Annotated in this window: 17 protein-coding genes; 6 read left to right on the top strand and 11 right to left on the bottom strand. The window is 68.3% G+C overall.

The genetic code is table 11. The features are described from left to right. Positions 1 to 151: 151 nt before the first annotated feature. Positions 152 to 799, bottom strand: coding sequence for a DUF4360 domain-containing protein (locus tag ENSA7_RS05750; protein ID WP_181233232.1), 648 nt, complete (start codon positions 797 to 799; stop codon positions 152 to 154). 483 nt (positions 800 to 1,282) lie between these two features. On the opposite strand from ENSA7_RS05750, the gene ENSA7_RS05745 reads away from it, so the two are divergent. The 5 genes from ENSA7_RS05745 to ENSA7_RS05715 all read left to right on the top strand — a co-directional run bounded on the left by ENSA7_RS05745 (position 1,283) and on the right by ENSA7_RS05715 (position 7,619). Next, on the top strand, positions 1,283 to 2,785 hold the full coding sequence (locus ENSA7_RS05745; RefSeq protein WP_181233230.1) for a ribosomal protein L7/L12: 1,503 nt from the start codon (positions 1,283 to 1,285) through the stop codon (positions 2,783 to 2,785). Between the two features lie 31 nt (positions 2,786 to 2,816). Further along, on the top strand, positions 2,817 to 3,965 hold the full coding sequence (gene proB / locus ENSA7_RS05740; RefSeq protein WP_106088180.1) for a glutamate 5-kinase: 1,149 nt from the start codon (positions 2,817 to 2,819) through the stop codon (positions 3,963 to 3,965). Then, positions 3,962 to 5,284, top strand: a complete 1,323-nt coding sequence (locus ENSA7_RS05735) for a glutamate-5-semialdehyde dehydrogenase (protein WP_106088179.1) — start codon at positions 3,962 to 3,964, stop codon at positions 5,282 to 5,284. Before proB ends, ENSA7_RS05735 begins: the two co-directional genes overlap by 4 nt. Positions 5,285 to 5,314: 30 nt before the next feature. Next, positions 5,315 to 6,268: an alpha/beta hydrolase family protein gene (locus tag ENSA7_RS05725; RefSeq protein ID WP_181233228.1), complete on the top strand. Its 954-nt coding sequence runs from the start codon at positions 5,315 to 5,317 to the stop codon at positions 6,266 to 6,268. Between the two features lie 457 nt (positions 6,269 to 6,725). Further along, positions 6,726 to 7,619, top strand: coding sequence for a ribulose phosphate epimerase (locus tag ENSA7_RS05715; RefSeq protein WP_146157374.1), 894 nt, complete (start codon positions 6,726 to 6,728; stop codon positions 7,617 to 7,619). Positions 7,620 to 7,667: 48 nt separating this feature from the next. Here the strand turns inward: ENSA7_RS05715 and ENSA7_RS05710 are convergent, their stop codons facing one another. The 10 genes from ENSA7_RS05710 to ENSA7_RS05665 all read right to left on the bottom strand — a co-directional run bounded on the left by ENSA7_RS05710 (position 7,668) and on the right by ENSA7_RS05665 (position 20,974). Next, on the bottom strand, positions 7,668 to 8,612 hold the full coding sequence (locus ENSA7_RS05710) for an acyl-CoA dehydrogenase middle domain-containing protein (protein WP_244923721.1): 945 nt from the start codon (positions 8,610 to 8,612) through the stop codon (positions 7,668 to 7,670). A gap of 52 nt (positions 8,613 to 8,664) precedes the next feature. After that, entirely contained in the window at positions 8,665 to 10,152 is a 1,488-nt protein-coding gene (locus ENSA7_RS05705) for a serine/threonine-protein kinase (RefSeq protein WP_146157373.1), read from the bottom strand. 161 nt (positions 10,153 to 10,313) lie between these two features. Then, positions 10,314 to 11,414 carry an alkane 1-monooxygenase gene (locus tag ENSA7_RS05700; protein WP_106088173.1) on the bottom strand — a complete coding sequence of 367 codons (1,101 nt, stop codon included), beginning with the start codon at positions 11,412 to 11,414 and terminating at the stop codon, positions 10,314 to 10,316. Beyond that, positions 11,411 to 12,055 (bottom strand): TetR/AcrR family transcriptional regulator, encoded by a 645-nt coding sequence (locus ENSA7_RS05695; protein WP_106088172.1) that lies wholly within the window; start codon positions 12,053 to 12,055, stop codon positions 11,411 to 11,413. Before ENSA7_RS05695 ends, ENSA7_RS05700 begins: the two co-directional genes overlap by 4 nt. A 154-nt stretch (positions 12,056 to 12,209) precedes the next feature. After that, positions 12,210 to 13,028: a hypothetical protein gene (locus ENSA7_RS05690; protein ID WP_146157372.1), complete on the bottom strand. Its 819-nt coding sequence runs from the start codon at positions 13,026 to 13,028 to the stop codon at positions 12,210 to 12,212. 240 nt (positions 13,029 to 13,268) lie between these two features. Continuing rightward, a complete protein-coding gene (locus tag ENSA7_RS05685; protein ID WP_106088170.1) occupies positions 13,269 to 14,672 on the bottom strand; it encodes an MATE family efflux transporter in 1,404 nt (467 codons plus the stop codon). A 56-nt stretch (positions 14,673 to 14,728) separates the two neighbouring features. Beyond that, positions 14,729 to 15,352, bottom strand: a complete 624-nt coding sequence (locus ENSA7_RS05680) for a hypothetical protein (protein WP_146157371.1) — start codon at positions 15,350 to 15,352, stop codon at positions 14,729 to 14,731. Between the two features lie 268 nt (positions 15,353 to 15,620). Then, on the bottom strand, positions 15,621 to 16,388 hold the full coding sequence (locus ENSA7_RS05675) for a TlpA family protein disulfide reductase (protein WP_146157370.1): 768 nt from the start codon (positions 16,386 to 16,388) through the stop codon (positions 15,621 to 15,623). 148 nt (positions 16,389 to 16,536) lie between these two features. Beyond that, positions 16,537 to 17,187 carry a hypothetical protein gene (locus ENSA7_RS05670; protein ID WP_106088167.1) on the bottom strand — a complete coding sequence of 217 codons (651 nt, stop codon included), beginning with the start codon at positions 17,185 to 17,187 and terminating at the stop codon, positions 16,537 to 16,539. A 226-nt stretch (positions 17,188 to 17,413) separates the two neighbouring features. After that, a complete protein-coding gene (locus tag ENSA7_RS05665; protein ID WP_181233226.1) occupies positions 17,414 to 20,974 on the bottom strand; it encodes a WD40 repeat domain-containing serine/threonine protein kinase in 3,561 nt (1,186 codons plus the stop codon). Positions 20,975 to 21,113: 139 nt separating this feature from the next. Here ENSA7_RS05665 and ENSA7_RS05660 point away from each other — a divergent pair, with 139 nt between their 5' ends. Then, positions 21,114 to 23,198: a S8/S53 family peptidase gene (locus ENSA7_RS05660; protein WP_106088165.1), complete on the top strand. Its 2,085-nt coding sequence runs from the start codon at positions 21,114 to 21,116 to the stop codon at positions 23,196 to 23,198. The last annotated feature ends 42 nt before the right edge of the window (positions 23,199 to 23,240 follow it).

The following is a 23,240-nucleotide window of genomic DNA, read 5'->3' as shown; positions in this document are numbered from 1 at the left end:
TGCACCGCGACGACTAGACCATGACACCGCCCCCGCAGATTGTCACCCGAACGGATTGCATGTACTGGTTTGGTCACGATTGTTGGCGCTGTAGTCACAGGATCGCGGCACCGTTGATGCGCAGATCACACGGCGGACCGAGATTGCGGACTCAGCATTCGCGCCAGTCGATAGCGAACCTCTTCTTGAAGTTGCCAGCAACGTCCGTGCTGTTGAAGAAGCCAACGCCATCCGGGTTGGACACAGCGTTGAGGGTCAGCGTGGTGTTGATCCCAAAGATGGCCGGCTTGCCACATGGCGACCACACACTGGACCAGGCTGGACTCGTGTCGGAGTGGGTGTAGAACTGCTCGATTGGTCCCTCGAACTCGAGCTCGGCGGTATAGTCCAGCGGGTAACCAGCCACGAAGTAGTTTGTCGTCTGGCGGGCGGTCATGAGCTCTTCGAGGTACACATAGCCGTTTGTCGTGACCGTTTTGACGGACGCTTGCCAGCCACTGGGCACGTGGAGCTTGACGCTCGCCACGCAGTTCTTGGTCTTGACCGGTGCGCCGGGCGGGTTCCGGAGCGTCATCTCGAAGAAGATGACGTAGAAGCTCCTTCTGTCGAGGCTAATGTCGCTGAAGACCGTAGACGGACCTGCACAGCCCACGCCATGGGTGAGGAGCCCCTCAATCCAGACGAGGCTGGGAACGGGCACCAACCCGCCGTCACGCGGCTCGCTGACATCTTCGAGGTTGTCCGATCCAGCGACTGAATCGAGGTCGTCGACACCACACGCCGGGGTCGCCAGCAGCAAGAACGCCAGGCTGCCCGTGGCGCGCGAGCGAGTGATTTGTTGGAGGTGTTTCATGATCGGAACTCCGAGTTTGACGGCACCATGCACCGCACTGCTCATATATATGACACCGCACGTTTCACCGTCACACGAATGTACTGCACGTATTCATTCGGTCGCGAGTGTCGTCTTTTGGTTTTGGTCGTCCCACAGATCCATCCAGTGACGCCATCGAAAGCTGTCGCAAGCCACGTGATGCCTGCGACGTCACGTGTCCACGTGCGCGTCCCGGTGCCGCGTCCCGGTGCCCCGTCCTGGTGTCGCACGCTCCCACCACCTCGACGGCTGAACCCTAAAAAACTGCGGCCTGGGGGACGCCGCCTGGACAAACCCAGCAAGATTGTCGGGCGCTCGGGTCTCGACGACGCCACCGCGCTCGTCATGATCCATCGGCCAGGGGCGTCCGCCAGTCGGCGGCGCCGGCCTGGCGCATACCTCAGGCCCATGGAGGAGATGGACAGCGTGGATCCGACGATCGGACAACTCGCCCGCGCGCTCGATGCACGCGGCTTCGAGCGATTTGTGTCCGTGCGCGTGCAGGCGCCCGCGCGCCGCAAGATCACGACGATCAAGGAGGTCCGGATCTTGACGGGCATGGGACTGAAGCTCGCCAAAGACGCTGTCGAGCAAGGTCAGATCATCCTCGACGCGGTCCCGCCAAGTCTCGCGGCGCACGCCTGCGAGCGGCTCGGTCGGTTTGGGGCCACGACCTCGATCGAGCACGCCCACGCGCATCGCTACGCGTTTGCGCCCAGTCACGATCGGCGCGGTGAGCAGGTCTGCGAGCGACTCTCGGTGATCGGCGTCGAGCTGGTGTGCACCCGCGGGCACCTTGGCGCATGGGGCCACAACGTCGCCACACGACCCGGCGACGGGGGGCTCGAGGCGCTGCTCGAGGCGATCGATCGACAGCGCCACCGCTGGGCTGTGGCCGGGCTGGTCGAGGCGGGCAGCGAGGTCGAAATTCTCTCTCGCGTCAGCGCCCGCGACCGCGCGCTCGAGCTCGAGATGGCCGAGACCGAGCCAGAGGGCGGCGCGCTCGAGCGGACGGCCGCGGTCTACAGCGACTGGCTACAAGCTCAGGGCGACCCGCGCGGCCTGGTTGGCGCCGCCGCGCTGGCGCTGGATGGCGCCGCCGATCCCGAGCGAGCCCAGCAGCGCAGCCGCGAGCTCGCCCGCGTCGTCGACGAGCACGCCCCACACCTGCTGGGTCCGGCGCGAGGGATCATTGGGCACGCCTCGCTGCGCTGGGCTGGACCGAACATCACCGACGCGCAGCTGCCCACGCGTGACGCCAGCGGTCCGCTCCACGCCAACACGCTGCTCGAGCGGTTCTTGTTGCTCCCGGTCGCGGCCGGCCTGCGCAGGCTCACCCTCGCGGGCAGCTTCACCCAGCACCCTGCGCTCGGCGACCTGCTCGCCGGATCGAGCTGCGCGACGAGCCTGCGGGCGCTCGACCTGTCCGAGCTCCGGCGCCTGACCCTGCACGACGCGTGCTTCGAGCGCCTGCGCGAGCTGAGCCTCGACGCCCTCGAGCTCGAGCTCGAGCAGGTGTCGACGCCGGCCTTGAACGCGCTGCGGGTCGTGCTGCGGTTTCCCGGCGACGACATCACGTCGACCTTCGCCGGCCTCGACGCGCCGAGACTCGAGCACTTCGAGTTTGGTACTCAGACCTACGACTACTGGGATGAACACCAGGGCCCGCTGCAGCGACACCTGCTCGCGACCTTGCAGCTGCCCTGCTTCGCCAAGCTCCGATCGCTGACGCTGCGATCACTTGGCGAGTCGCTGCCCTATCACACTGGGCTCGCGCAGATGCTCGAGCGGATCCCGGCGATCGCCACGCTCGAGCGCATCGATCTGCGCGAGGCCAGGATCGCATCGGGGGTTCGCGCTGAGTTCGAGGCTCGGCGGGCCCAGCTGCCCGGCCTGCTGTTACCGCCGTAGCGTCCGGTTTGGGACTCTATATACTCCGGCGATGCGCCAGCGCCTCCGCGACGCCCACCGGATCGTCGTCAAGCTCGGGACCCACGTGGTCACCCACCACGGCCGCGAGTTCGCGCTGGGTCGGGTGTTCGCGCTGGTCGAGTCGCTCGCGGGCCTGCGCCGCGCGGGCAAGGACGTGGTCGTGGTCTCGAGCGGCGCCGTTGGGCTCGGGCGCAAGGCGCTTGGGCTCGAGGGCCCGCTCTCGCTCGGACTGCGTCAGGCCTGCGCCGCCGCGGGCCAGGGTCGGCTGATCTCGCTGTACAGCCAGGCGTTTGGTCAGCTCGATGTCGAGGTCGCGCAGGTGCTGCTGACCCAGGAGGATCTGGCTGATCCCGATCGGGCCTTGTGCCTGCGCACCACCTTGCTGCGCCTGCTCGAGCTCGGCGCCATCCCGATCCTCAATGAGAACGACTCGGTCAGCGTGCGCGAGATCGTCGAGCGCCGCGGGACCGAGACCACCACGGTGTTCGGCGACAACGACGGGCTCTCGGCTCGGGTCGCGGCGGCCCTCGACGCCGACTTGTTGCTGTTGCTGACCGACGTGGACGGGCTCTACACCGCCAACCCGCGCGACGATCCGGCGGCCCGTCGGATCCCCACGCTCGAGGCCGTGGACGACGAGGCGCTGGCGCGCGCGGTCGGTGGCTCGACGGCCGGCACGGGCGGGATGCGATCGAAGCTCGAGGCCGCCCAATTGGCGTTCGAAGCCGGCGTCGACGTCCTGATCCTCGATGGCCACACCGAGCACCTGATCGAGCGAGCGCTGCGTGGCGACGACATCGGCACCTTCATCGCCAGCGCCGAGCGCCGCACCAAGCGGCGCCGCCACATCGCGCTCGCGCCCTGCGACGGCGCGATGGTCATCAACGCTGGGGCGATCACGGCGTTGAGCGCGGCCAAGGCGTCGCTCCTGCCGATCGGCGTGATCGAGGTCCATGGCAATTTCACGACTGGTGGACTCGTCGAGCTGCGCGACGAGAGCGGCCTGGCCCTGGGTCGCGGGCTGGTCAACTACGACAGCAACGCTTGCCGCCAGCTGGCTGGCCGCCACAGTCGCGAGATCGATCGCATTCTTGGCTGGCGCGGGTATGATGCGTTGATCACCCGCGACAACTTGGTCCTGCAAGAGCTCGATCCATGAGAGAAGCCACTTCAATTCCAGCGATGGCCGCAGCGGCCCGCCGCGCGGGCAAGCAGCTCGCCGCACAAACTGGCGACCAGCGCTCGGCGCTGCTGCGTGATCTGGCGGCGGCCCTCGAGGCGCCCGCGAACGTCGACACGCTGTTGGCCGCCAACCGTGCCGACGTCGACGCTGCCAAGGCCAAGGCCCACACTCCCGAGCAGCTGTCCCCTGCCCTGATCGCGCGGCTCGGCCTGAGCGCGGCCAAGCTCGCGGGGCTCGCCGACGGCCTGCGCCAGCTCGCGGCCATGCCCGAGCTGCTCGGCGCCCCGCAGCTGCGCCGCGAGCTCGACGACGGCCTGCTGCTCGAGCGAGTGAGCTGCCCGCTCGGGGTGCTGGGGGTGGTCTTCGAAGCCCGGCCCGACGCGGTCCCGCAGATCACCGGGCTCGCGCTCAAGAGCGGAAACGCGGTGCTGCTCAAGGGCGGGAGCGAGGCGCAGCGCAGCAACGTCGCGCTGCTCGAGCTGATCCACGCGGTCCTGCGCACCCACGAGCTCGACACTGCCTGCGTGACCCTGCTCGAGGACCGCGCGGCATTTCGCGGACTGCTCGAATGCCACGATCACGTCGATCTGATCATTGCCCGCGGGTCGGGCCAATTCGTGCAATTGGTCATGGACTCGACCAAGATCCCCGTGCTCGGCCACGCCGAAGGGCTGTGTCATCTGTACATTCACGCCAACGCCGACGCCGAGCGAGCCACGGCGATCGCCGTCGACGCAAAGTGCTCGTACCCGGCCGCCTGCAACGCGATCGAGACCTTGCTGTGGCACGCGGACGCCCGCGAGACCACCTGGGCCTGCCTGGCCGCGCTGGCCAAGCGGGGCGTCGAGCTGCGCGGCGATCCAGCCACGATCGAGCTGGCCGCGGGGCTCCCGGTCGAGCCGGCGAGCGACGCGGACTGGGACACCGAGTATGGCGAGATGATCCTGGCGGTGCGGCAGGTCGGCAGCCTCGACGACGCGCTCACGCACATCGAGCGGCACGGCTCGCGCCACACCGCGGCGATCGTGTGCGCAGATGAGGCGAGCGCGGGCGAGCGCTTCCTGCAGGCGGTGGACGCCGCCTGTGTGTTCGTGAACGCCAGCACCCGGTTCGCGGATGGCTATCGGTTTGGTCTCGGGGCCGAGGTTGGGATCGCCACGGGCAAGCTGCACGCGCGCGGCCCTGTGGGCGTCGAGGGCTTGCTCAGCTATCGCTGGTTGCTGCGTGGGCACGGGCAGATCGCCAGCAGCTACGGCCCAGGGCTGCGCCCGTTCAAGCACCGAGACCTCGGCTGACAGCCGGCTCAGCTTGTGTACACTGCGGGGATGCGCTCCCTCCTGCTCGCTTCGATCCCTGCGTTGTTGCTGTGTGCCTGCACCTCCGAGCCAGGCAGCGACGGCGAGCTGGACACCGACACCAGCGGGGACACGACCGAAGCGGACACCGATGAGTCGGGTGACGGCGACGGCGACGGCGACGGCGACGGCGACGCTGCCGAGCCCGTGCCCGCCAACCTGCCGACCCCAACCGGCGCGTGTCCAACCTTCGAGACCGGGTACATTCCGTTCGCGCCGGGGTCGATCGATCAGCGAACCGTGAGGCTGTGGGTCGGCGACAATCCCCAGCCCGGTGGGCTGCTGGTGATCTACTGGCACGCGTACACCTCGGCGCCCGACGAGGCCGCGTTGACGTTCTCGGTGCCCGTGATAGAGGCGATCACCGCGGCTGGCGGGATCGTGGCCGCGCCGTATTCCGCCGACGACGTCGGCGAATTCCCCTGGTTCGTCGTCAATGGCTCGAGCCGCGATGACGACATGCTCCTGGCCGACGAGATCGTCGCCTGCGCGATCGAGCAGGTCGGCGTGGATCCGCGAAGGATCCACACCACCGGAATGTCGGCCGGCGGGCTGCAGACCGTCGCCTATTCAATGGCGCGATCGCACTATATTGCCTCGGCGGCGAGCTTCAGCGGGGGCGCGTTCTCGCAGCTGCCGTTCGAGGATGCCAGCAATAAATTTGCGGCGATGATCATCCACGGGGGCGACAGCGACATCTTTGGCGGGACCGTCAACTTCAAGACGCTGAGCACCGCGTGGTTCAACCAGCTGAGCGGCAACGGCAACTTCGCGTTCATGTGCGATCACGGGCTCGGCCACACGATCCCGCAGGGCTACGGCAGCTCGGTGGCAAACTTCTTCTTTGCGCACCCATTCGGCACCGAGCCCTCGCCCTACGCGGAGGGGCTCCCCGCGGAATTCCCCACCGACTGCGGAAGCTAATTGTGACGGGCGCCGAGGCCAAGCTCGGCGAGCACACGAGGCCATTGTGCGCGAGGAGAACCCGGACAAGCCAATCCCGGTCTCGAACTCCCGCTCGCTCGCGCGCATGCTGATCCACGCGCGGCTCGTCGAGCTCGAGGCCGAGCGGCTCGGGCTCGACGAGACCAAGGTCGACGCTCTGCTCGTCGCTGCGCCTCGAGTCTCACCCACGAGAGCGCCCCGTGGCCATCGGCGGCGAGCGCGAACAGCTCGTGCTCGCGCTCGATCTTGCGCGGAGGCGCAGGAAGACTTGGCCAGCTCGCGGGTGTGCGCTCGTCGGCGTGGCCTGGCCTACAGGATGTAGAGCTCTCACCTATTCTCTTGACGCTTTGGACAGCTATGTTAGCTTTGATTCTCAGCCATGCGACCACTCCCCGGACCGCGTACCCATCTCTCGAGTTCGGTTCGATTTGTGGTGGTGCTGACGCTGCTCGGGGTCGTGGCCTGCGGCCCGCCCGGGCTCGACAACCCGGGTGTGAACGACGACAGCGACGGTGAGACCAGCACAACTGGTGTCGACACCACGAGCACCACGAGCGCCACGAGCAGCACGACGGCCACAGCCGAGCCGTCCACGAGCGACGACACCACCAGCGACGACACCACCAGCGACGAGAGCTCCGATGGGTCGCTGACCTTCGTCGCTGTCTCCGAAGTCGGGGGGTGCGAGTGCGACCCGTTCGCGCAAGATTGCCCAGAGGGTGAGAAGTGCGTGGCCTATGCCAGCTTGGGCGCGTCTTGGGACGCCAACCTGTGTGTACCGGTGACCGGCGGCCAGAGCGTGGGCGAGCCGTGCAGCTACGCCGGCCCGGTCGAAGCCACCGACGATTGCGACGCAACCAGCGCCTGCTGGGACCTCGAGGAGATCGACGGCGCGTGGATCGGCGTATGCCACTCGTTTTGCGACGGCACCCCGGACGATCCCGCATGTGCGCAAGGGAGCGAGTGCCTGATCGCCAACGAGGGCTCGATCAACTTGTGTGTGTTCAGCTGTGATCCGCTGGAACAAGCCTGCGGCGATGGCTTGGGCTGCTATTGGAATGGCGTCGGGTTCGCGTGTGAACCCTCGGACACCCACATTCTCCTCGGTCAGCCCTGTCAGTACGTCAACGACTGCGACGCGGGGCTCATCTGCTTGGGCGTCGCGAACTTGCCGACTTGTGAGGGCGACAATTGTTGCACCTCGTATTGTGATCTGCTGCTCGGCGACGGCCAATGTGAGGATGTGCCCGGGACCAGCTGTGTGCCCTTCTACGAAGAGGGTGAAGCGCCGATCGGTGGAGACAGCCTCGGCGTTTGTATTGTGGGGTGATCGCATGCCAGGAGGAGTGCTGCAGCACCAAAAATATCTGTCAGCTCGCTATCCTCGCGCGGACTTCAAACGCGCACCTCGGGCCTCGCTGGCGACCTCGAGCAGCCGGCGATCCCGAGTCCAGCGAGCGCGGTCCTGCTCCGCCAGCGCCCGCCAGGCCAGCGAGTTCTCGAGTCGGATCAGGTGATCGGTGCTGGCCGCGAGCAGCCCACCGAGGACCCGATGCACGGCTGGCGAGAGCGGGCGCGACGACTCGGCGATCGGCAGCAAGCCCGCGATCAGACTCAGACCCCGCTCGACAAACTCGTGAGGCCAGCCGACGTGACGACCGAGCTTGGTCAGCCACCCGAGCACGGCGAGAAACACGTGGGCGTCCTCGATCGTGCGAAACGGCTTGAGCACGCTCAGGTATCCATCGCCGGGCAGCAGCTCGCCGGGCTCGACCCGGACCTCGCGGAGGCTCACCGGGGCGTGGGGTAGCTCGGGCACGAAGTTGGGGCTGACGGGCTCACCAAAGCTGACGCCCTCGCGCGCGGCGGGGATCCGAGCCACGCGCAGGCGATTGCGGCCTTGCTCGTCCTGCCCGCAGACCGCGACCACCAGCAGCTCGTCGGCGAGGTGGCCCAGGGTCGCGAAGCTCTTGTCACCGGTGATCCGACCGCCGCCGCTGTCGTCGAGGGTGAGCGTGCACGTCAGCTTGCTGGGGTGGGCGCCCTCGGCCTCGGTCGCGCACAGGGCCCGACGCAGCAAGGTTCGATCGGGCCCCAACAGCTGGTGCAGCGCGGCGGTGTAGCCCGAGCCAAACGCGAAGGCGAGCCGGTCGGCCGCGAACCCGCCGAGCACCGCGGCGGCCGCTGGCGAGGCGCCGCGGGTGACCTCCAGGTGGGTCTGCCACCACGCGTCGACGTCGGTCATCGCGGGCGTGTTGGGGTCGCGGCGCAGCAGCGCCTCGAACAAGTCGGTGGGGGCGTCGATCGTGTCGGCCGCAGACATCGCCGACATCCTCGCGCATTCGGGCCGCTCGTGCAGGATCAGCTGGACGTCGTCACGGTCGCCAGCCGCCCTGGTTCGTGATCACCACCCGAGCCACGCGCGCCGCGGTCTCGGGGCTGGTCGCGTCCTCACGGTTGCGCAGCACGATCCGGTGGGGCCCCGCGTCGAGGTCCCACGCGAGCTCGGGGTCGATCGCGCAGTCGGAGTCGGCGTTGGCCATGTGCAGCACGGGTTGCCACGCCCAGTTGTCGACCAGCACGTGCTCGCTGTTCAGCTGGTTTTGGCAGCCGAAGTGCCACAGCTTCTCCTCGCCGCCGTCCACGTAGACGAAGAACGAGTCTGGATCACCGCGCTCACCGCCGAGCTGCGCCTCCCAGACCAAGCCGTGCAGGTAGTAGCGCCCGGCGCTGGGCAGCTCGAAGTGGAGCTCCAGCCGACCCTGGTTGGCCTGGGTCGAGGCCGCGTAGGTGTCCCCACCCGGCGAGGTGTGCAGCGCCATGGGCTCGACGATCAGCGCGTCCGCGACCGGAAAGGTCAGGGTCACGGGCTCCCACCACGCGCGCAGCTCGTCGAGCTGGGTCGCTGTCAGGGCGGCCACACCCGCGACCACGAGGACCGCGAGCATCGACCGCCAGGGGATGCTCGAGCGCGTGCGCTCGAGCTCGGTGATCAGCGCCTGCATCGACGGCCAGCGACCGTCGGGTTCGGGCGACAGGCCGCGACGAATCGCCGCGTTGACGTGGTCGGGGATCTCGGACGACGCGTCAGCGCCCAGCTCGACGAGGAGCTCCGTCGAGGAGTCAGCCGCGTTGCCCAGCGCGTACGGACGGCGACTGTAGAGACCTTCGAATAGCGCGACGCAGAAGCTGAACTGATCACTGCGTGGATCGGTGGCCAGCCCCTTGGCCTGCTCGGGCGCCATATAGGCAGGGGTCCCGACGACCGCGCCCGTCTGCGTCAGGGTGTCGTCGGCGAGCGTGCCCTTGTCCGAGCGGCGCAGGTCGGGCTTGCGGGGCTCGACGCGCTCTGGCGGCGTCACGTCGGGATCGTCACCCTGGGTCGACTCTTCGACCGGCCGAACCAGGCCAAAGTCGACCACGCGCGCGACCCCGCGCTCGTCGACCAGCACGTTGTCTGGCTTGAAGTCGCGGTGGATCAGCCCAGCAGCGTGCGCCGCCGCGAGGCCCCGCCCAGCCTGGACGAAGATCGCCACCACGTCTCGCCAGGTCCGCGACCCGCTCCGCAGCCAGTCCCCCAGGGTCACGCCGGACACGTAGTCCATCGCAATGAAGACCTGCCCGCCGGTCTCGCCCGCGTCGTACACGCTGACGACGTTGGGGTGGTTCACGCGCGCCATCGCCTGGGCCTCGCGGAGCAGCCGATCGCGCCCGCGTGCCGTGTCACGATGCGGCACCACGAACTTCACCGCGAGCTTGCGCTGCAGCTGCGGATCGAAGGCCGCGTACACGACCCCCATCGCCCCCTCGCCGATGCGCTCGCGGAGCTGGTAGCGGCCGGCGCGAGGTGTGCGTTCAGCCAAGTCGGGCTCGTCCGCGACCACCTTCCCGCTCGGGCTGCCCGTCTCCACCAGCCGACACAATAACAGCTGGGGTGGCCGGGCGTAGCCTCACCAATCACACACTTCGATGCGAGCAATGGCAACGAGTGCCATATGTTGCCAGCGCTCGCACGCGCAGTCGCTCAGGCGGCCTCGGAAGCGATCGCGCCGACTGGCGCGCGAACCGGGGCGCTGTCTGACGCGGCCTGCCCCGCGCGAGCGTTCCACGCCTCGACCCGAGGGTTCATCACGCGAAACCACAGCGGTGGACACAGCGCCAAGATCACCATGCTCGCGTACCCGCTGGGCAGCTGGGGTGCCGCGGCGTGATGCCGCAGGCGATCGTACTCGCGGCTGGCGAGATAGTGGTGATCACTGTGCCGGGCCAGGTTGAACAGGTAGTAGTTGGACACGCGGTGGGCCGAGTTCCACGAGTGCTCGGGCCGAACCCGCTCATACTTGCCGCTTGCGAGCCGCTTGCGCTCGAGCCCGTAGTGCTCGACGTAGTTGATCGCCTCGAGCAGGCTGAACGCGATAACCCCGTGGGCAATGAACAAGCCCAGCGCGAGCGGACCCATGCTCAGATAGATCCCAAGGTACACGGCTGCGAGCACCAGCGCGTAGCGGGTCCGCCGATCGCGCAGGCTCCACCACGCGATGTCGCGCTGGGCACAGCGCCCGCGCTCGAGCCCCCACGCGCTGCGCAGGCTGCAAAGGACGGTGCGCGGATAGAAGCGATAGATACCCTCACCCAGGCGCGAGCTCGCGGCGTCTTCGGGCGTGGCCACGTGGCGGTGATGACCGAGCACGTGCTCGACGCAAAAGTGGGTGTAGCTGACGCAGGTCATCAAGATCTCGGCCGCGGCCCGATGCAGCGGGTGCTTTCGGTGCATCAGCTCGTGGGCGATGTTGATGCCACCCGCGCCGTTGAGCACCCCGAGCGAGGCGACGCTACCGACGATCTCGAGCACGCTGAAGTCACCGCTGCTCAGCCGCCACAGCACGTAGACCGTGGTCGCCAGTTGCACGGGCACCCACGCCAGCAACGGCACGTCGAACATGCGGCGATGCCCCACGGCCTCGTCGGGGTTGACCTGGTTCTCGTCGAGCAGCGCGTCGAGCAGCGGGATCATGCCGAAGGTGATCAACAGCGGGACGATCGTCCACAGGCCGCCAAGCTCGACGCCGAGCGCCAGGGTCACGGGCAACATGAACACCAAGAAGAAAGGGACGATGCGGGTCATTGGGGTGCCTTCACGGGTGGGGTTGCGAGGAACAGCAGATTGGCGAGGTCGAGCGCGTGGTCGCCCGGTCCCCACAGTGGAATGCGCAAACTTCCGGTCGCGCTGCGCAGCAACAGATCGCCGGCGACTTGAACCAGCGCGGCGCGGATCGGCAGACCAAGACGCACCCGCGCCTGGCCGCGCTCACGAATAAAGTCTTCGACCAACGACAGCAGCGGGACCACCCGCTCGAGCATGATCGTGCGACCGGGCGTGCCCCCGCCGCGGCGAATCGCGTCTTTGTCGTGATCGGGATCGTCGATCAGCTCGCGCACGATGATCGGCGCGAGCGAGGGCCGCGACTCGAGGAAGCTGGCGAACGAGCGCACGACCGCGGCGAGCTGGTCCTCGAACTCGCCCTCGCCGGTCGTGAAGCGCAGCAGCTCGGCGCCGAGCTGATCAAAGGCCCGCTCGACGACCGCCCGATACAGCAGCTCTTTGGACGCGAAGTGGTAGAGCAGCGAGGGTCGGCGAATGCCGGCTCGGGCCGAGATGTCGGCCAGCCGGGCCGGGGCGTAGCCGACCGCCGCGAACTCGCGCTCGGCCGCATCGAGGATGCGATCGGGCGTGCTGACATCGTTGGCGGCTGACTGCCTACTCACGAGTAGACGAGTAACCTACTCATGAGTAGGCGATCAAGCCGCCAGAACGTGACTAATCTCCGATCGTCGTTTTTATTGTAAATTTATAATAATTGGGCCTACCCATGAGTAGGCCAACCGAGCTGAGCAACGTCGGAGTTGGGATCAGAACCGGCTAAAACTGCCCCACGAGGCCGACCGTCGCGCCCGCCCGGGTCGGCGCGACCATGGGGACGCCCGTCACGCGGTCGCGCCACTTGCCATAGCGCGCACGCCGGACGATCCCGGCGATCAACAGCGCCGTACCACCCCCGACCGCGACCCCAGCGGTCGCCCAGCCAGCGGGGATGCTGCGGGGCGCGTCGAGATCCAGATCGGCCGCGATCGCGGTTGCGACACCGGCCATCGAGCCGAGCGAGATCGCCGTGACGCCGCCGATGATCAGCCCGGTGCCCATTGGCTTGGCGTCGATCCTGGTCGCGGCCTCCCACTCGCTGAGCCGATGCTGATCCCGCACGCCCGTGCCGATCATGATCCCGCCCGCGGCCAACATGGAGATCCCGGCGGGCACCTGGCTGACGACCGGCTGGGTGGTGTCGCGGCCATCGGCGAACTCGAAGGTCGCGGCGGTGAGTAGCCCGAGCCCCGCCGTGAGCATGACCGCACCGCCCACGAATCGACCGGCGCCCGACCACGGTGGTTGGGGCACGGCCTGCACACGCGGCGCGGTGTCGATGATGAGTGGCTGCACAACGCCCCCGTCGATCACGACCACGCTATCGCCACTGACGATCGCCACGTCACCTGGCGGGGAGGCGACGACGATCGGACCGACCTCTTCGGCGACCGGCAGCGCGTCTGCAGGTGGGGCCACGACGATCGGCGCTGGGCCCTCCACTTCACCGACCTCCGGTCCCGCGACCAGTCCAGGTTCAGCAGGCAGCGCGGGAGGTGGGACCGCGAGCAATGAACCTACGAGGACGAGCGAGAGCATGCCGCTACTGTATCGGATTTTTGGCTTGGATCGAGCCGACAAAAGCCGCGCTCAAAATCGCCAAGACGCACTTCTGACCGGCTCCAAACCCGTGTAAGCGTCAATCTACGCTCGCGTTGCGCTGGCACGCCGGAGAACCCACCGAGCGTCGCCGAGCAATTCCCCCTGCTTTTTGGGCAACCGATCGTCACCATCCCCTCAGGCGGGCGCGCTGGCGGGTCGGGCGCGACGAGACCGTGTTCACAGCTCGAGCGCCCGCCAGCGGCCACGCAGGAACACTGCCCCCAGGATCACGCTGCGCAGCGTCCAGTCGAGCGCCGTCGCAATCCAGACACCGCGCAGTCCCAGACCGAGCTGAACGCCCAGCACCCAACATCCGACGACCCGCACCAGCAGCCCGCCAACCAACGCCGCCACCACGGGTGAGCGCGTGTCTCCAGCGCCGCGCAGTCCGTGGCCGAGCACCACCGCGATCGCCATCATCGGCTGGGCGATCACGAGGATCGGCATCGCGCGCTGGGCCGCGTCGATCAGCCCCTCACCCGACTCGCCGGGGGCCACGAACATCGGCAGGGTCCACGCCGCCGTCGCCCAGATAAGCACGCCAAACCCGCTCAGGGCCAGCGCACAGCTCAACGCCGCGAAGCCGCCACCGTGGCTCGAGCCGTCGGGATCGCGGCGGCCCAGGAACTGTCCGACCACGGTCGCGGCCGCGACTCCAAACCCTTCGGCGCCCAGAAAGCAGATCGACTCGAGGGTGAGCAGCGCCTGATTGGCCGCCATCACCGTCGCGCCGAGGGCCGCGACCACGGCCGCGAACGACACATAGCCGACGTGGATCACGAGGCGCTCGACGATCGCCGGGCTGCTCAGGCGCACGACCTCGCGGCGGGCCAGCGACGCCGCCTGCGTGCGCTCGCGGCCGAACACGTCGACCACCTGCACCGGACAGCTCGGGCGCCGCAACACCGCCAAGGTCAGCCCGCACGCGAGCATGTAGGCCAACACGGTCGCGAGCGCAGCCCCGGCTGGCCCGAGCTCGGGGATCTCGAGCGGCCCGATCGTCGCGCCATAGATCAGCACATAGTTGGCGACGACGTTGAGCAAGTTGGCGAGCGCACCGATCCAGAAGGTCGTCTTGGTGTCGCCGCTGCCGTTGAGGATCAGCGCGCCCGCGGCGGTCACGAACACGGCCGGGTACGCGCAGAAGCCCACGCGCATGTAGACGGTCGCCGCCGCCTGGATCGCGTCGCTGCCCGGGCCCGGCGGCGCCATGACCTGGGCGATCAGGCCGGCGCTCAGGCTGCCGACCGTCCCGACCACGAGCCCGATCCCAGCCGCGAGCCGCACGGCCGCCCGCGCGACGACCCGCGCGCGCTCGAGCTCTCCGGCCCCGACCCGACGCGAGATCAGGGCCACCGTCCCGATCAGCGCGCCAAAGAACACGCTGAACACCGACCACATCACGGTGCCCGAGATCTGCATGCTGCCCAGCGAGATCGCCCCGTGACGCGCGAGCATCACCCGATCCGCCAGGAACGCCAGGGTCTGCAACAAGCTCGTCAGGACCGCTGGGCCAGTGAGGCGCAGCACCTCCGCGACCGGCGAGGGCGGCTGCGGCCGCGGACCAGCGGGGTCGGTCACTGGCGCATGATGCCGGAGCGGCCCTGGAAATCTAGAGCGTGAAGCTCCGCGTCAGCTCAGCGCTTCAGGTGGCCTCCGACCAGCTCCGCGCGCTTCAGCGCGTTGGTCACCGCCTTCGCGTACGAGCGGACCGCGTCGTCGACGTCGCTCGGGTCGATGGTCGCCGACAGCCCCGACCACATCAGCTCGCCGCTGGCGATCTCGTACAGGTTGGACTCGATCATCACGACTCGCGGCTCCTCGACGCCGGACCCGGACGAGTACACGCGGCTGCAGATCGAGTGATAGTAGGCGTAGAAACCCACCCCCGGTCCCGTGACCACATAGGGCGTGGTCGACACGAAGGGCGCATCGGTGTCGGCTGCGATCAGCTGCGCGACCAGGGCCCCGTCGATCTGGTGCTTGGCGAGCGTGGCGTGGAGGCTCTTCGGCTCGAGCTCGCCAGCACCTGGGAACAATCTATACGAAGCCACCGCGCGAACGCCCACCCGATCCAGCGCCTCGACCACCCCGTCTTCAAAGCCCCGCCGCACGCCCTCCCGCTTGGCGATCGCAAACACGACGACGTGCTGAAAGCCCGGCCGCCAGTCCGGCGAACGCCAGACCTCGTCGACCTTGGTCGACCCGGCACAGGCCGGGATCGCCAGCATCGAACAAGCCAGCGCAAGCGCCAGGAGCACGTGGTGCAACCCGCCCCGGCCCACTCTAGCGAGGGCCGCGTGAGCCCAGGTCTCGAGATAAAATGTCAGCCCACGTCGCATCCGAGTACTGTGGCTCAGACGCGCGACTGCACCAGCTCTCACCCCGCGCAGTATTTGTCAGCTCGGGTCAGGATTCTGACCCGCTTGCAGGCGCCACTGCGTACCGGAGCGCTCGTTGGCAGCGAACAGAGAAGCCTCGCCCGAGCGATGACCCGAGCGATGAACAGTGGCGCCCCGCCGAGACAGCTCAGCCGCCGTATTCAGTGACGGCGGCCGCGAGGTGATTCCAGGTCTGGCAGTCGTCGATGCCGAAGAACTTCAACTCGGGGTCGATTACGTAGACAGCGGGCACGCACGTGTTCATGACGTAATTCGACAGCATCGGGACCTCGTCCTCGGCGATCACCGGGATGTTGTCGTGGTGGTATTGGCTATCCCAGGCGGCGGCGTCGGCCACCGTGCCGGGGCCACTGGTGGCGTCCTCGACCAGCGCCGTCACCCAGATGAGCTTGCCCGTGTCGATCATCTCGCGCAGCTGCGGCCCGAGGCCGCTGAAGGGATCGCCGCCAGCGCCGTTCGCGAGGTAGGCCGAGGCCTGCCGACAGGGATCGCACCAGACCGCCGCGACGTCGAGCGCGATCGGGGTGCCGCCCCACTCACACAGGTTGATCGGGTTGCCCAGGTGGTCCTTGCCGACCACGTGCTTGACCGGCTCGCCGATCGCCACCGTGCCCCAGCCGGGATCATTGCCGCACAGCCCGGCGTCGCCGTCGCCATCGCCGGAGTCGCCGTCACCGTCACCGTCGCCGTCACCAGGATCGCCGTCGCCGTCGCCGGGATCGCCGTCACCGTCGCCGGGATCGCCGTCACCGTCGCCCGGCTCACCGTCGCCGTCGCCGATCCCCGTGGTGCTGTCATCGATGAGCCCCTCATCGCCGCCCTTGTCGGTGCACGCGATCGAACCGAGGGCAAGGATCAAACCAAAGACAGGCGCAGCAATATTTTCGTACGTCATGGCCCGGGCAGTGTACGTGAACTCCACGGCGATTTCCGAGTTTTTCGGGTGCCCCGTGAACCCGCCGAGAAGGGCTCGGGAGCCCCCTCGGGGGGTTTGGGTGGCGGCTCTTCTGACTTCGCGTTGGCCGCTCACCGCGTTGGAGCGGTCACGGGCAGGGCTCGTAGACGCTCTCTTCGTCCGGCGGTTGACAGGGCGAGTAGTCGACGTCGGGTAGGCAGGTGTCGACGGTCTGGTAGATGGCGTCGCCCTGATCTGGACACGCGAAGCTGATCGCCTCGCCACAGCCCAGCTCGGAGCTACAGCCGAGATAGACCGACTCGTGCGCGCACCAGCCAAAGTCGCCGAGGTTCTCGAGCGGCGATCCGTTGATCGGCTGGCAAGCTGGGTTGGCAGCGCAGGCCTCGAACCCGAGCCCCGCACACCCGCCGCCACCGATGCAGTCGGCGTAGGCGGCCTCGCAGGCTTCGGCGCTCTCGAACAGGTCCGCACAGTCATCGCCGACGCACTCGCAGCCGCTCAACACGTGACAGGCCTCGCCGTCCCACGCCGCGCCGAGCACCAGGTCGCACTCGCCGGCCGCCTCGGCCTGCATCGGCGCACAGTCCCCGTCCCCGTCGCCGGCTTCCATCATGCTGTCGTTGCCGTCGGCGCTCTCGGTCCCGGTGTCGGTCGCCTTGGTCGTCGATTCCTCGGCAGCGTCGGTGTTGCCACCGTTGTCCGAGCAGCCGCTGAGCGGCAGCAGGGCCACGGCTGGGAGCAACATCAAGTAGTGAAGGGTCTTGGATAGTGAGGTCATGTCCGCACGATATCTCGACTCGATCGGACCGTGCAGCGACGAGCCTTTCAGCCTCGCCAAACGATGCCTTGAGCGAGCACGCCGGATTGGATCTAGTGAAGTGCGCAGACTACTCGACCGGCACGTTCTCGTTGGGGTAGGCGGCATGCAAGTTGGCCGCGTCGAGGCAGCGATCGTCTCGGCGCGTTCGTCGATGCACTCACGCACACCGGCGAGTTCGTACGTCTCAATTCGAATTCACCACGGACCCGTCAGCGATCGTGCTGGCGCAGACCTGGGCCGCGGCCGCGGCCATCTCGCGGGTCTCCCCGAGCTCGCGCTGGCGCTGATCCACGTCCAGGCACACGCTCGTCGCGTTCCAGAGCTGCTCGAGCAACCACTGTGGATCCGCGGACAGCAAGTCGACGCGCCACAACTTGGCCGTGCCGTCGGCCGACGCCGAGATCAAGCGCCGGCCTCCCAGCCCCACAGCCGCGCTCTGGACATCGGACTCGTGCCCCGCGAGCACCAGCGGCGGCGCGTTCGTGCCCAGCGACCACACCCGCACGGTCCCGTCCCCCGAGGCCGTCACCACGCGCTCGTCCGCGATGAACTCGACGTCCCACACCTTGCCCTCGTGGCCCTCGAGCCACTGCAGCGGCTGGCCCTCCTCCACGCTCCAGACCACCGCGCGCCCGTCGTAGCCTCCGGTGACCAACCGACGCCCGGTCGCGTCGAAGGCCAACGACCACACCGCCTTGTCGTGGCCCGCCAGCTCCCGCGACTCGCCCCCCAACCCCGACCCCAGCCCCGACCCCAGCCCCGACGACCATAGCCGCACGGTCCCGTCCTCTGCCCCGGTCGCCCAGGTGCGCCCGTCGGGGCTGTTCGCCAGCGCGTAGATCTTCGCGTCGTGCCCGTGCAGGGTGTCGAGCAGCGCGCCGCTCGAACTGTCCCAGACGCGCAGCGTCGTGTCCCATGACGCCGTCACCACCCGCGTCGTCCCGTCGAACGCCACCGCCGATACGAACGACTCGTGCCCTGCCAAGCGCAGCGGCTCCGCGGCGCTCGCCAGATCCCAGACCTGCACCGCGCCTGTCTTCGAGCCCGCCGTGAGCTGCCGGCCCTCGACATCGAAGGCCACGCGCCAAGCTCCGTCGCCGATGTCGCCGAGCTCTCGCTGGGTCTGGTCTTCGACCCTCCACAGCGACACGGCGCCGTCGTTGCGGGCCGTTGCGACCTGCTCGCCGCTCGGGCTGAGCACTGCGTGGTTGAGCGCGAGATCCTCAGGGCTCCGATCTTCGCGATCGTCGAGCAGCGCGAGCGAGATCCCCTCCGTCACGCTCCAAACCCGGGCCGTCCCGTCGTGCGAGGCCGTCACCGCTCGCGTCCCCGCGCCGTCGATCTCGACCGAGAACACGGTGTCTTGGTGGCCGAGCAGCGCCGTCGCTAGCCGCGGTCGCTGCAGCTCCCACAACCTAATCTCCGCGTCGTACGAGCCCGTCGCGAAGGTCTGCCCCGCGCGATCGGGCGCCAGCACATAGACGGGTCCGCGGTGACCCAGGAACTCGACCGGCTGGCCCTGCCCGTCCGCGCGGCTGACCCGGGCGCTGCGGTCGAAGGACGCGCTCACGACTTGCTCGCCTGCGTGCAGGAACGCCACGCTCCACACCTGGTCCGCGTGGCTCCGCAGCGGCACGGACGCGTGCGGCGGCTGCAGCGAGCCGACTCGCAGGCTCCCATCGAGGCTCCCCGTCACCACCCGCTCGCCGTACACATCCAACGCCGCGATCGCCTCGGGGTGGCGCGCGACCACGACGCTCGTCGTCAGCTCGTCTGCGCGCGTCCACAGCCGCGCGGTCCCGTCGTCCGCCGCCGTCACAGCCCGCTGCACCGACAACAGCTCGACGAAGTACACGCCCTGCGTGTGGCCCTCGAGCACGTCGATCGGGTCGGTCGATTCACCGTCGAGCGCCCACAGCCGCGCGTTGGCGTCGCTCGAGCCCGTGAGCAGCCAGCGGCCTGTTGGGTCGAAGTCGACCGCCAACACGACGCCCGCGTGGGCGTCCAGCACCCAGGTCTCGCCGCCGTCGAGCGCATGCACTTGCGCCGTCCCGTCAGCCGAGGCCGTCGCCAACCGCCGCCCCGTAGCATCGAACGCCACGTCGCGGACGCCCGCCTCGTGCTGCGCGACAACCCGCGCCGTCTCGGTCCGCGCCGACCACAGCCGCACGCTTCCGTCTTCGGAGCTCGACGCCAGCCATTGCCCGTCATCGCTGAGCGAGAGCCGGGTGACTTCGCCCGCGTGGTGGACGATCGGCCCACCTCGAAAGCTGGCGAGGTCCCAGCGCCACACCTGTCCGTCCGTCGAGGCGGAGTACAGCCAGGCGCCATCGGGTGCGTAGACGAGCGAGCTGATCTCGCCTCGGTGGCCACGCAAGACCGCGCGGCTGAGCGGACGGCCCAGCACCCGATTGGCCGCCGACAGCCACTCCGAGCCCTCGCGCAGCTCACCCTCGACCTCGCGCAGCAGCGTGGCGATCACGGTTGGGTCTGCGCGCGCCCGCTCGAGCCTCGCTGCTTTCGGCTCATAGCTGCGGACCACGCTCATGCGCGTCGCGTCCCGAGCTTGCGACGCGTCGTGCTGGGCCTGGCGCAGCCCTCGTTCGCGCTCGAGCTCGAGCAGGTCCTCGGTCAGCTCATTGACTCGGCGCTGCCGCGCGTTCTCCCGCAGCTCGCGGACGGCCAGCGATCCGACCAGGATCAGCGCCACGAGCCCAAGCCCAAACCCGACCCCGATCCCCAAGCGTCGCCAGCGAAGCCGCGGGTCGTTGCCGAGCTCGTCGAGCAGCGCCCGCATCGATGGCCAGCGCTGGTCCGGGTCCGTCGCCAGCCCCCGCTCAACCGCCGCTCGCAGCCACGGCGGGACCCCACGGTCGTCCTGTGGCTCGAGCAGCGCCCCGCTGATTATCGCGTTGGACAGCGCCCCGAGGTCCTGGCCCACGAAGGGTCGTTGGCCATACAGCCCCTCCCACAGCGCGACGCAGAAGCTGAACTGATCGCTGCGCGCGTTGGTGCGAGCGCCCGCGTACTGCTCTGGAGGCATGTACGCGGGCGTGCCCGCCAGCACGCCGGTCCGCGTCAGCGCGACCTCGAGCTTGTTGCTCGGCGAGGCCGAGGCTTGCGGAGGCTCGAGCGAGTCATGCGCGAGGCCGAAGTCAGCCACGCGCACGCGCCCGTCGTCGCCGATCAGCACGTTGTCGGGCTTGAAGTCGCGATGCACGATACCCGCCGCGTGGGCGGCGACGAGGCCCTCGGCGGCCTGGCGAAAGTACTCGACGACGGCTTGCCAGGGCCGCGGCGCGGCGTCGAGCCAAGCTCGCAGATCGCCGCCCTCGACCAACTCCATCGCCACGAACACCTGGCCCGCATGGGTCCCGACCTCATGGACGGTGATCACGTTGGGATGCGCGAGCCGAGCCATGGCCTGGGCCTCGCGCTTGAGGCGAGCCGCCGCTTCAGGCGTCGACCCATTGCGCAGGAGCTTGACGACGAGACGACGATCGAGGCGCTCGTCGTAGGCGACGTAGACGACCCCCATGCCGCCAGCCCCGAGCCGACGCAGGATCGCAAAGCGGCCGATCTTGACCGGCTCGAGCGGAAGTCCGAACAACTTGGCCTGGATCTCGGCCCGGCGAACGTCGTCGTCCAACCCCCGGATGTTCAGCCCCGCATGGAGTCCCTCGAGCCCGTCCTCACTTGGATCCGTCCCCACGTCACCGGTCTCGTCGTGTCGGTGACTGAACACCATCGAATTTCCACGCCCATCATAGCTGCTCGTCAGGTTGTGCGCGAACTCGCAAGCCAAGATGGCTAAAATTCGACTCCCGCGTGAACCCACGCGGGTGGCTTGGAACCACGCCTGCGTGCGAAGGAAAATTAGCATGATGAACGACCGCGTGAACTACTCGAGCTGGTTGATCCTGGGCTCTTTGCTCCTTGGTGGCTGCGACCTCGACGATACCCAGCCAGAGCTTCTCGACGACGACGTCACCCACGAGGCCGTCGGTCCCACGCCCGTCGAATCCATCGCCAACGGCGAGGCGGGACCCGAGGCCGAGCAGGCTTGGTCGCCGACCAACCTGCCAGCCGATGCTCGCAACGCGTGCTTTACCCAAGGTCGGCTTCCCGTGATCGCGCGCCGGGGCCCGGCCACGGTCTGTGCGTTCGCCGGCCTCCCGATCGGTTGGACGGCGACGAGCTTCCAGGACAAGCTCCCAGTCGAGCTGCAAGGCGTCATCGCGTCGAGTGACCCGTTCCTCACCTACTGTGAGTACGTCCTCGACGAGAACGTGGCCGACGAGGACGCCGCGGACTACTACGACGAATTGGTGGAAGCGATGGACACGAGCCCAGCGATCTCCAGTCCACGCACCGCTGGCGTCAGCTGCCTGAGCGCGATGCCAATGGGCGGCTTGGGCGACAACCTCAAGCTCGAGTCGCAGTTCGCCAACATCTTCATGGACTCCGTCGGCCGCGTGACCCCGGCGACGCTCTCGCTGGCCAGCGGCCACGACGTCGACATCTTCCTGGTCGACAACTGGGCCGGGCCCAACCTCCCGGCCATGGACGATCACGGCGAGAACCTCGCCCGCCTGCTGGAGCTCCTCACCGAGGGCGCCGAGCAGGCGATCGACATCATTCCGATCGTCGGGCTCCCGCGCATGGATGGCGACGTGAGCGTCGTCCACCCAGGCGGAGGCGTCAAAGGTACCGCCCCTGATCTCAGCGTCGCGTTCATGACCGCAGCGGCGCTGCACCTTCAGGGCAACGATGGTTTGAACCACACGCGATCGATCGTCAACGCGTCGCTCGGCGGTCCCCCGCTGAGCGTGGAGGCGTACGCCTCCGAGGCCACCCAGGTGCTGCTCTCCGCGATGCGGACGCTGGCCTGCCTCGGGATCCAGGTCAACATCGCCGGCGGCAACGCGCTCCCGCACGAGGTCGTGTTGGGCCAAGCTCCAGATGGGCTGCTGTTCCCCGGCAACCTCGACGACGCGTTCCCTGCCCCCAGCGAGGCCGAGTGCGTCGCGATGGGCTACGGCCCGAACGTGCTCGACACAGTCTACGGCTATGACGGCTGGTTGACCGACTACGACAGCTGGCAGCCCAACGCGATCAGCGGCGTCGATGCCAAGGGCGATCCACTGCCCAACGGCCGCTGGACTGGCTCGCAGACCAAGATCACCGCCAACGGCGTCGCCGCGCACAATTTCGCCATCGATAGCTTCATGCTCACCGGGACCTCGGTCTCGACGGCGGTGGTGTCGGCGGCCTCGGCCCTCGAGTGGTGGCTCGACCCCGCGCTCAGCCCCGTGCAGTTGAGCGATTCGATCGCCGACTCCGGCATCCAGCTCAGCCGAAACGCGGACGCCGGGGTGCACGCGGGTCAGCCCATGCAGATGGTCAACATCTGCATGGCGATCCAAGCGGAGCTCCTCGACCAAAGCATCACTGTGCCCTGCTCGATGCCCTACCCCGCTCCCTACGAGTTCATCGGCGAGAGGGTCCAGGGGATCGCCGCCGCGGCCGACCTGCAGGCCGATCTGTTCAGCTTTGATCTCGGCGACGCAGCCGGTCCGCTCAACAACGCCTTCCCGCTAGGCTTCGATATGACGGACGCCATGGTCAACCCGACCCCCACGCGGCCAGCGTGTGATAACTGCACGGCGGGCAAGGATGTCCAGGGACCTGGCCAGCACACCGCCTACTTGGGCATGACCCTCGTGCCATGGGCCGTCGGGCTAGCGATCGATGACGCCTACCTGATCGTCTACAACACCAACCACGACTCGAGCGTCATCTCCCTCGGAGGTGACATCGTCGCCGCCATGAACACCCCGAGCACCGGGACCGTGGTCGAGGTCGACTTCGAGTACCCCAATCTCAAAGGCGCGGAGCTGCAGCTCAACTACGACGACGGCTCCACGATGACGGTCACCGGCTTGCCGATCTGGGAGATCAGCGGTTAGGGCCCATTGGTGGGGTCGAAACAGTACCCGGCTCTCGCACGG

The sequence above is a fragment of the Enhygromyxa salina genome, from assembly GCF_002994635.1.
GTDB lineage: Bacteria > Myxococcota_A > Polyangia > Nannocystales > Nannocystaceae > Plesiocystis > Plesiocystis salina_B.
This window is presented reverse-complemented; position numbering and strand designations above follow the sequence as displayed.

Excerpts from the sequence above, each read along its gene's own strand:
- ENSA7_RS05745 (WP_181233230.1), top strand. The coding sequence starts at position 1,283 with ATGGAGGAGATGGACAGCGTGGATCCGACGATCGGACAACTCGCCCGC.
- proB (WP_106088180.1), top strand. The coding sequence starts at position 2,817 with ATGCGCCAGCGCCTCCGCGACGCCCACCGGATCGTCGTCAAGCTCGGG.
- ENSA7_RS05735 (WP_106088179.1), top strand. The coding sequence starts at position 3,962 with ATGAGAGAAGCCACTTCAATTCCAGCGATGGCCGCAGCGGCCCGCCGC.
- ENSA7_RS05725 (WP_181233228.1), top strand. The coding sequence starts at position 5,315 with ATGCGCTCCCTCCTGCTCGCTTCGATCCCTGCGTTGTTGCTGTGTGCC.
- ENSA7_RS05710 (WP_244923721.1), bottom strand. The coding sequence starts at position 8,612 with ATGTCTGCGGCCGACACGATCGACGCCCCCACCGACTTGTTCGAGGCG.
- ENSA7_RS05700 (WP_106088173.1), bottom strand. The coding sequence starts at position 11,414 with ATGACCCGCATCGTCCCTTTCTTCTTGGTGTTCATGTTGCCCGTGACC.
- ENSA7_RS05690 (WP_146157372.1), bottom strand. The coding sequence starts at position 13,028 with ATGCTCTCGCTCGTCCTCGTAGGTTCATTGCTCGCGGTCCCACCTCCC.
- ENSA7_RS05675 (WP_146157370.1), bottom strand. The coding sequence starts at position 16,388 with ATGACGTACGAAAATATTGCTGCGCCTGTCTTTGGTTTGATCCTTGCC.
- ENSA7_RS05670 (WP_106088167.1), bottom strand. The coding sequence starts at position 17,187 with ATGACCTCACTATCCAAGACCCTTCACTACTTGATGTTGCTCCCAGCC.
- ENSA7_RS05660 (WP_106088165.1), top strand. The coding sequence starts at position 21,114 with ATGAACGACCGCGTGAACTACTCGAGCTGGTTGATCCTGGGCTCTTTG.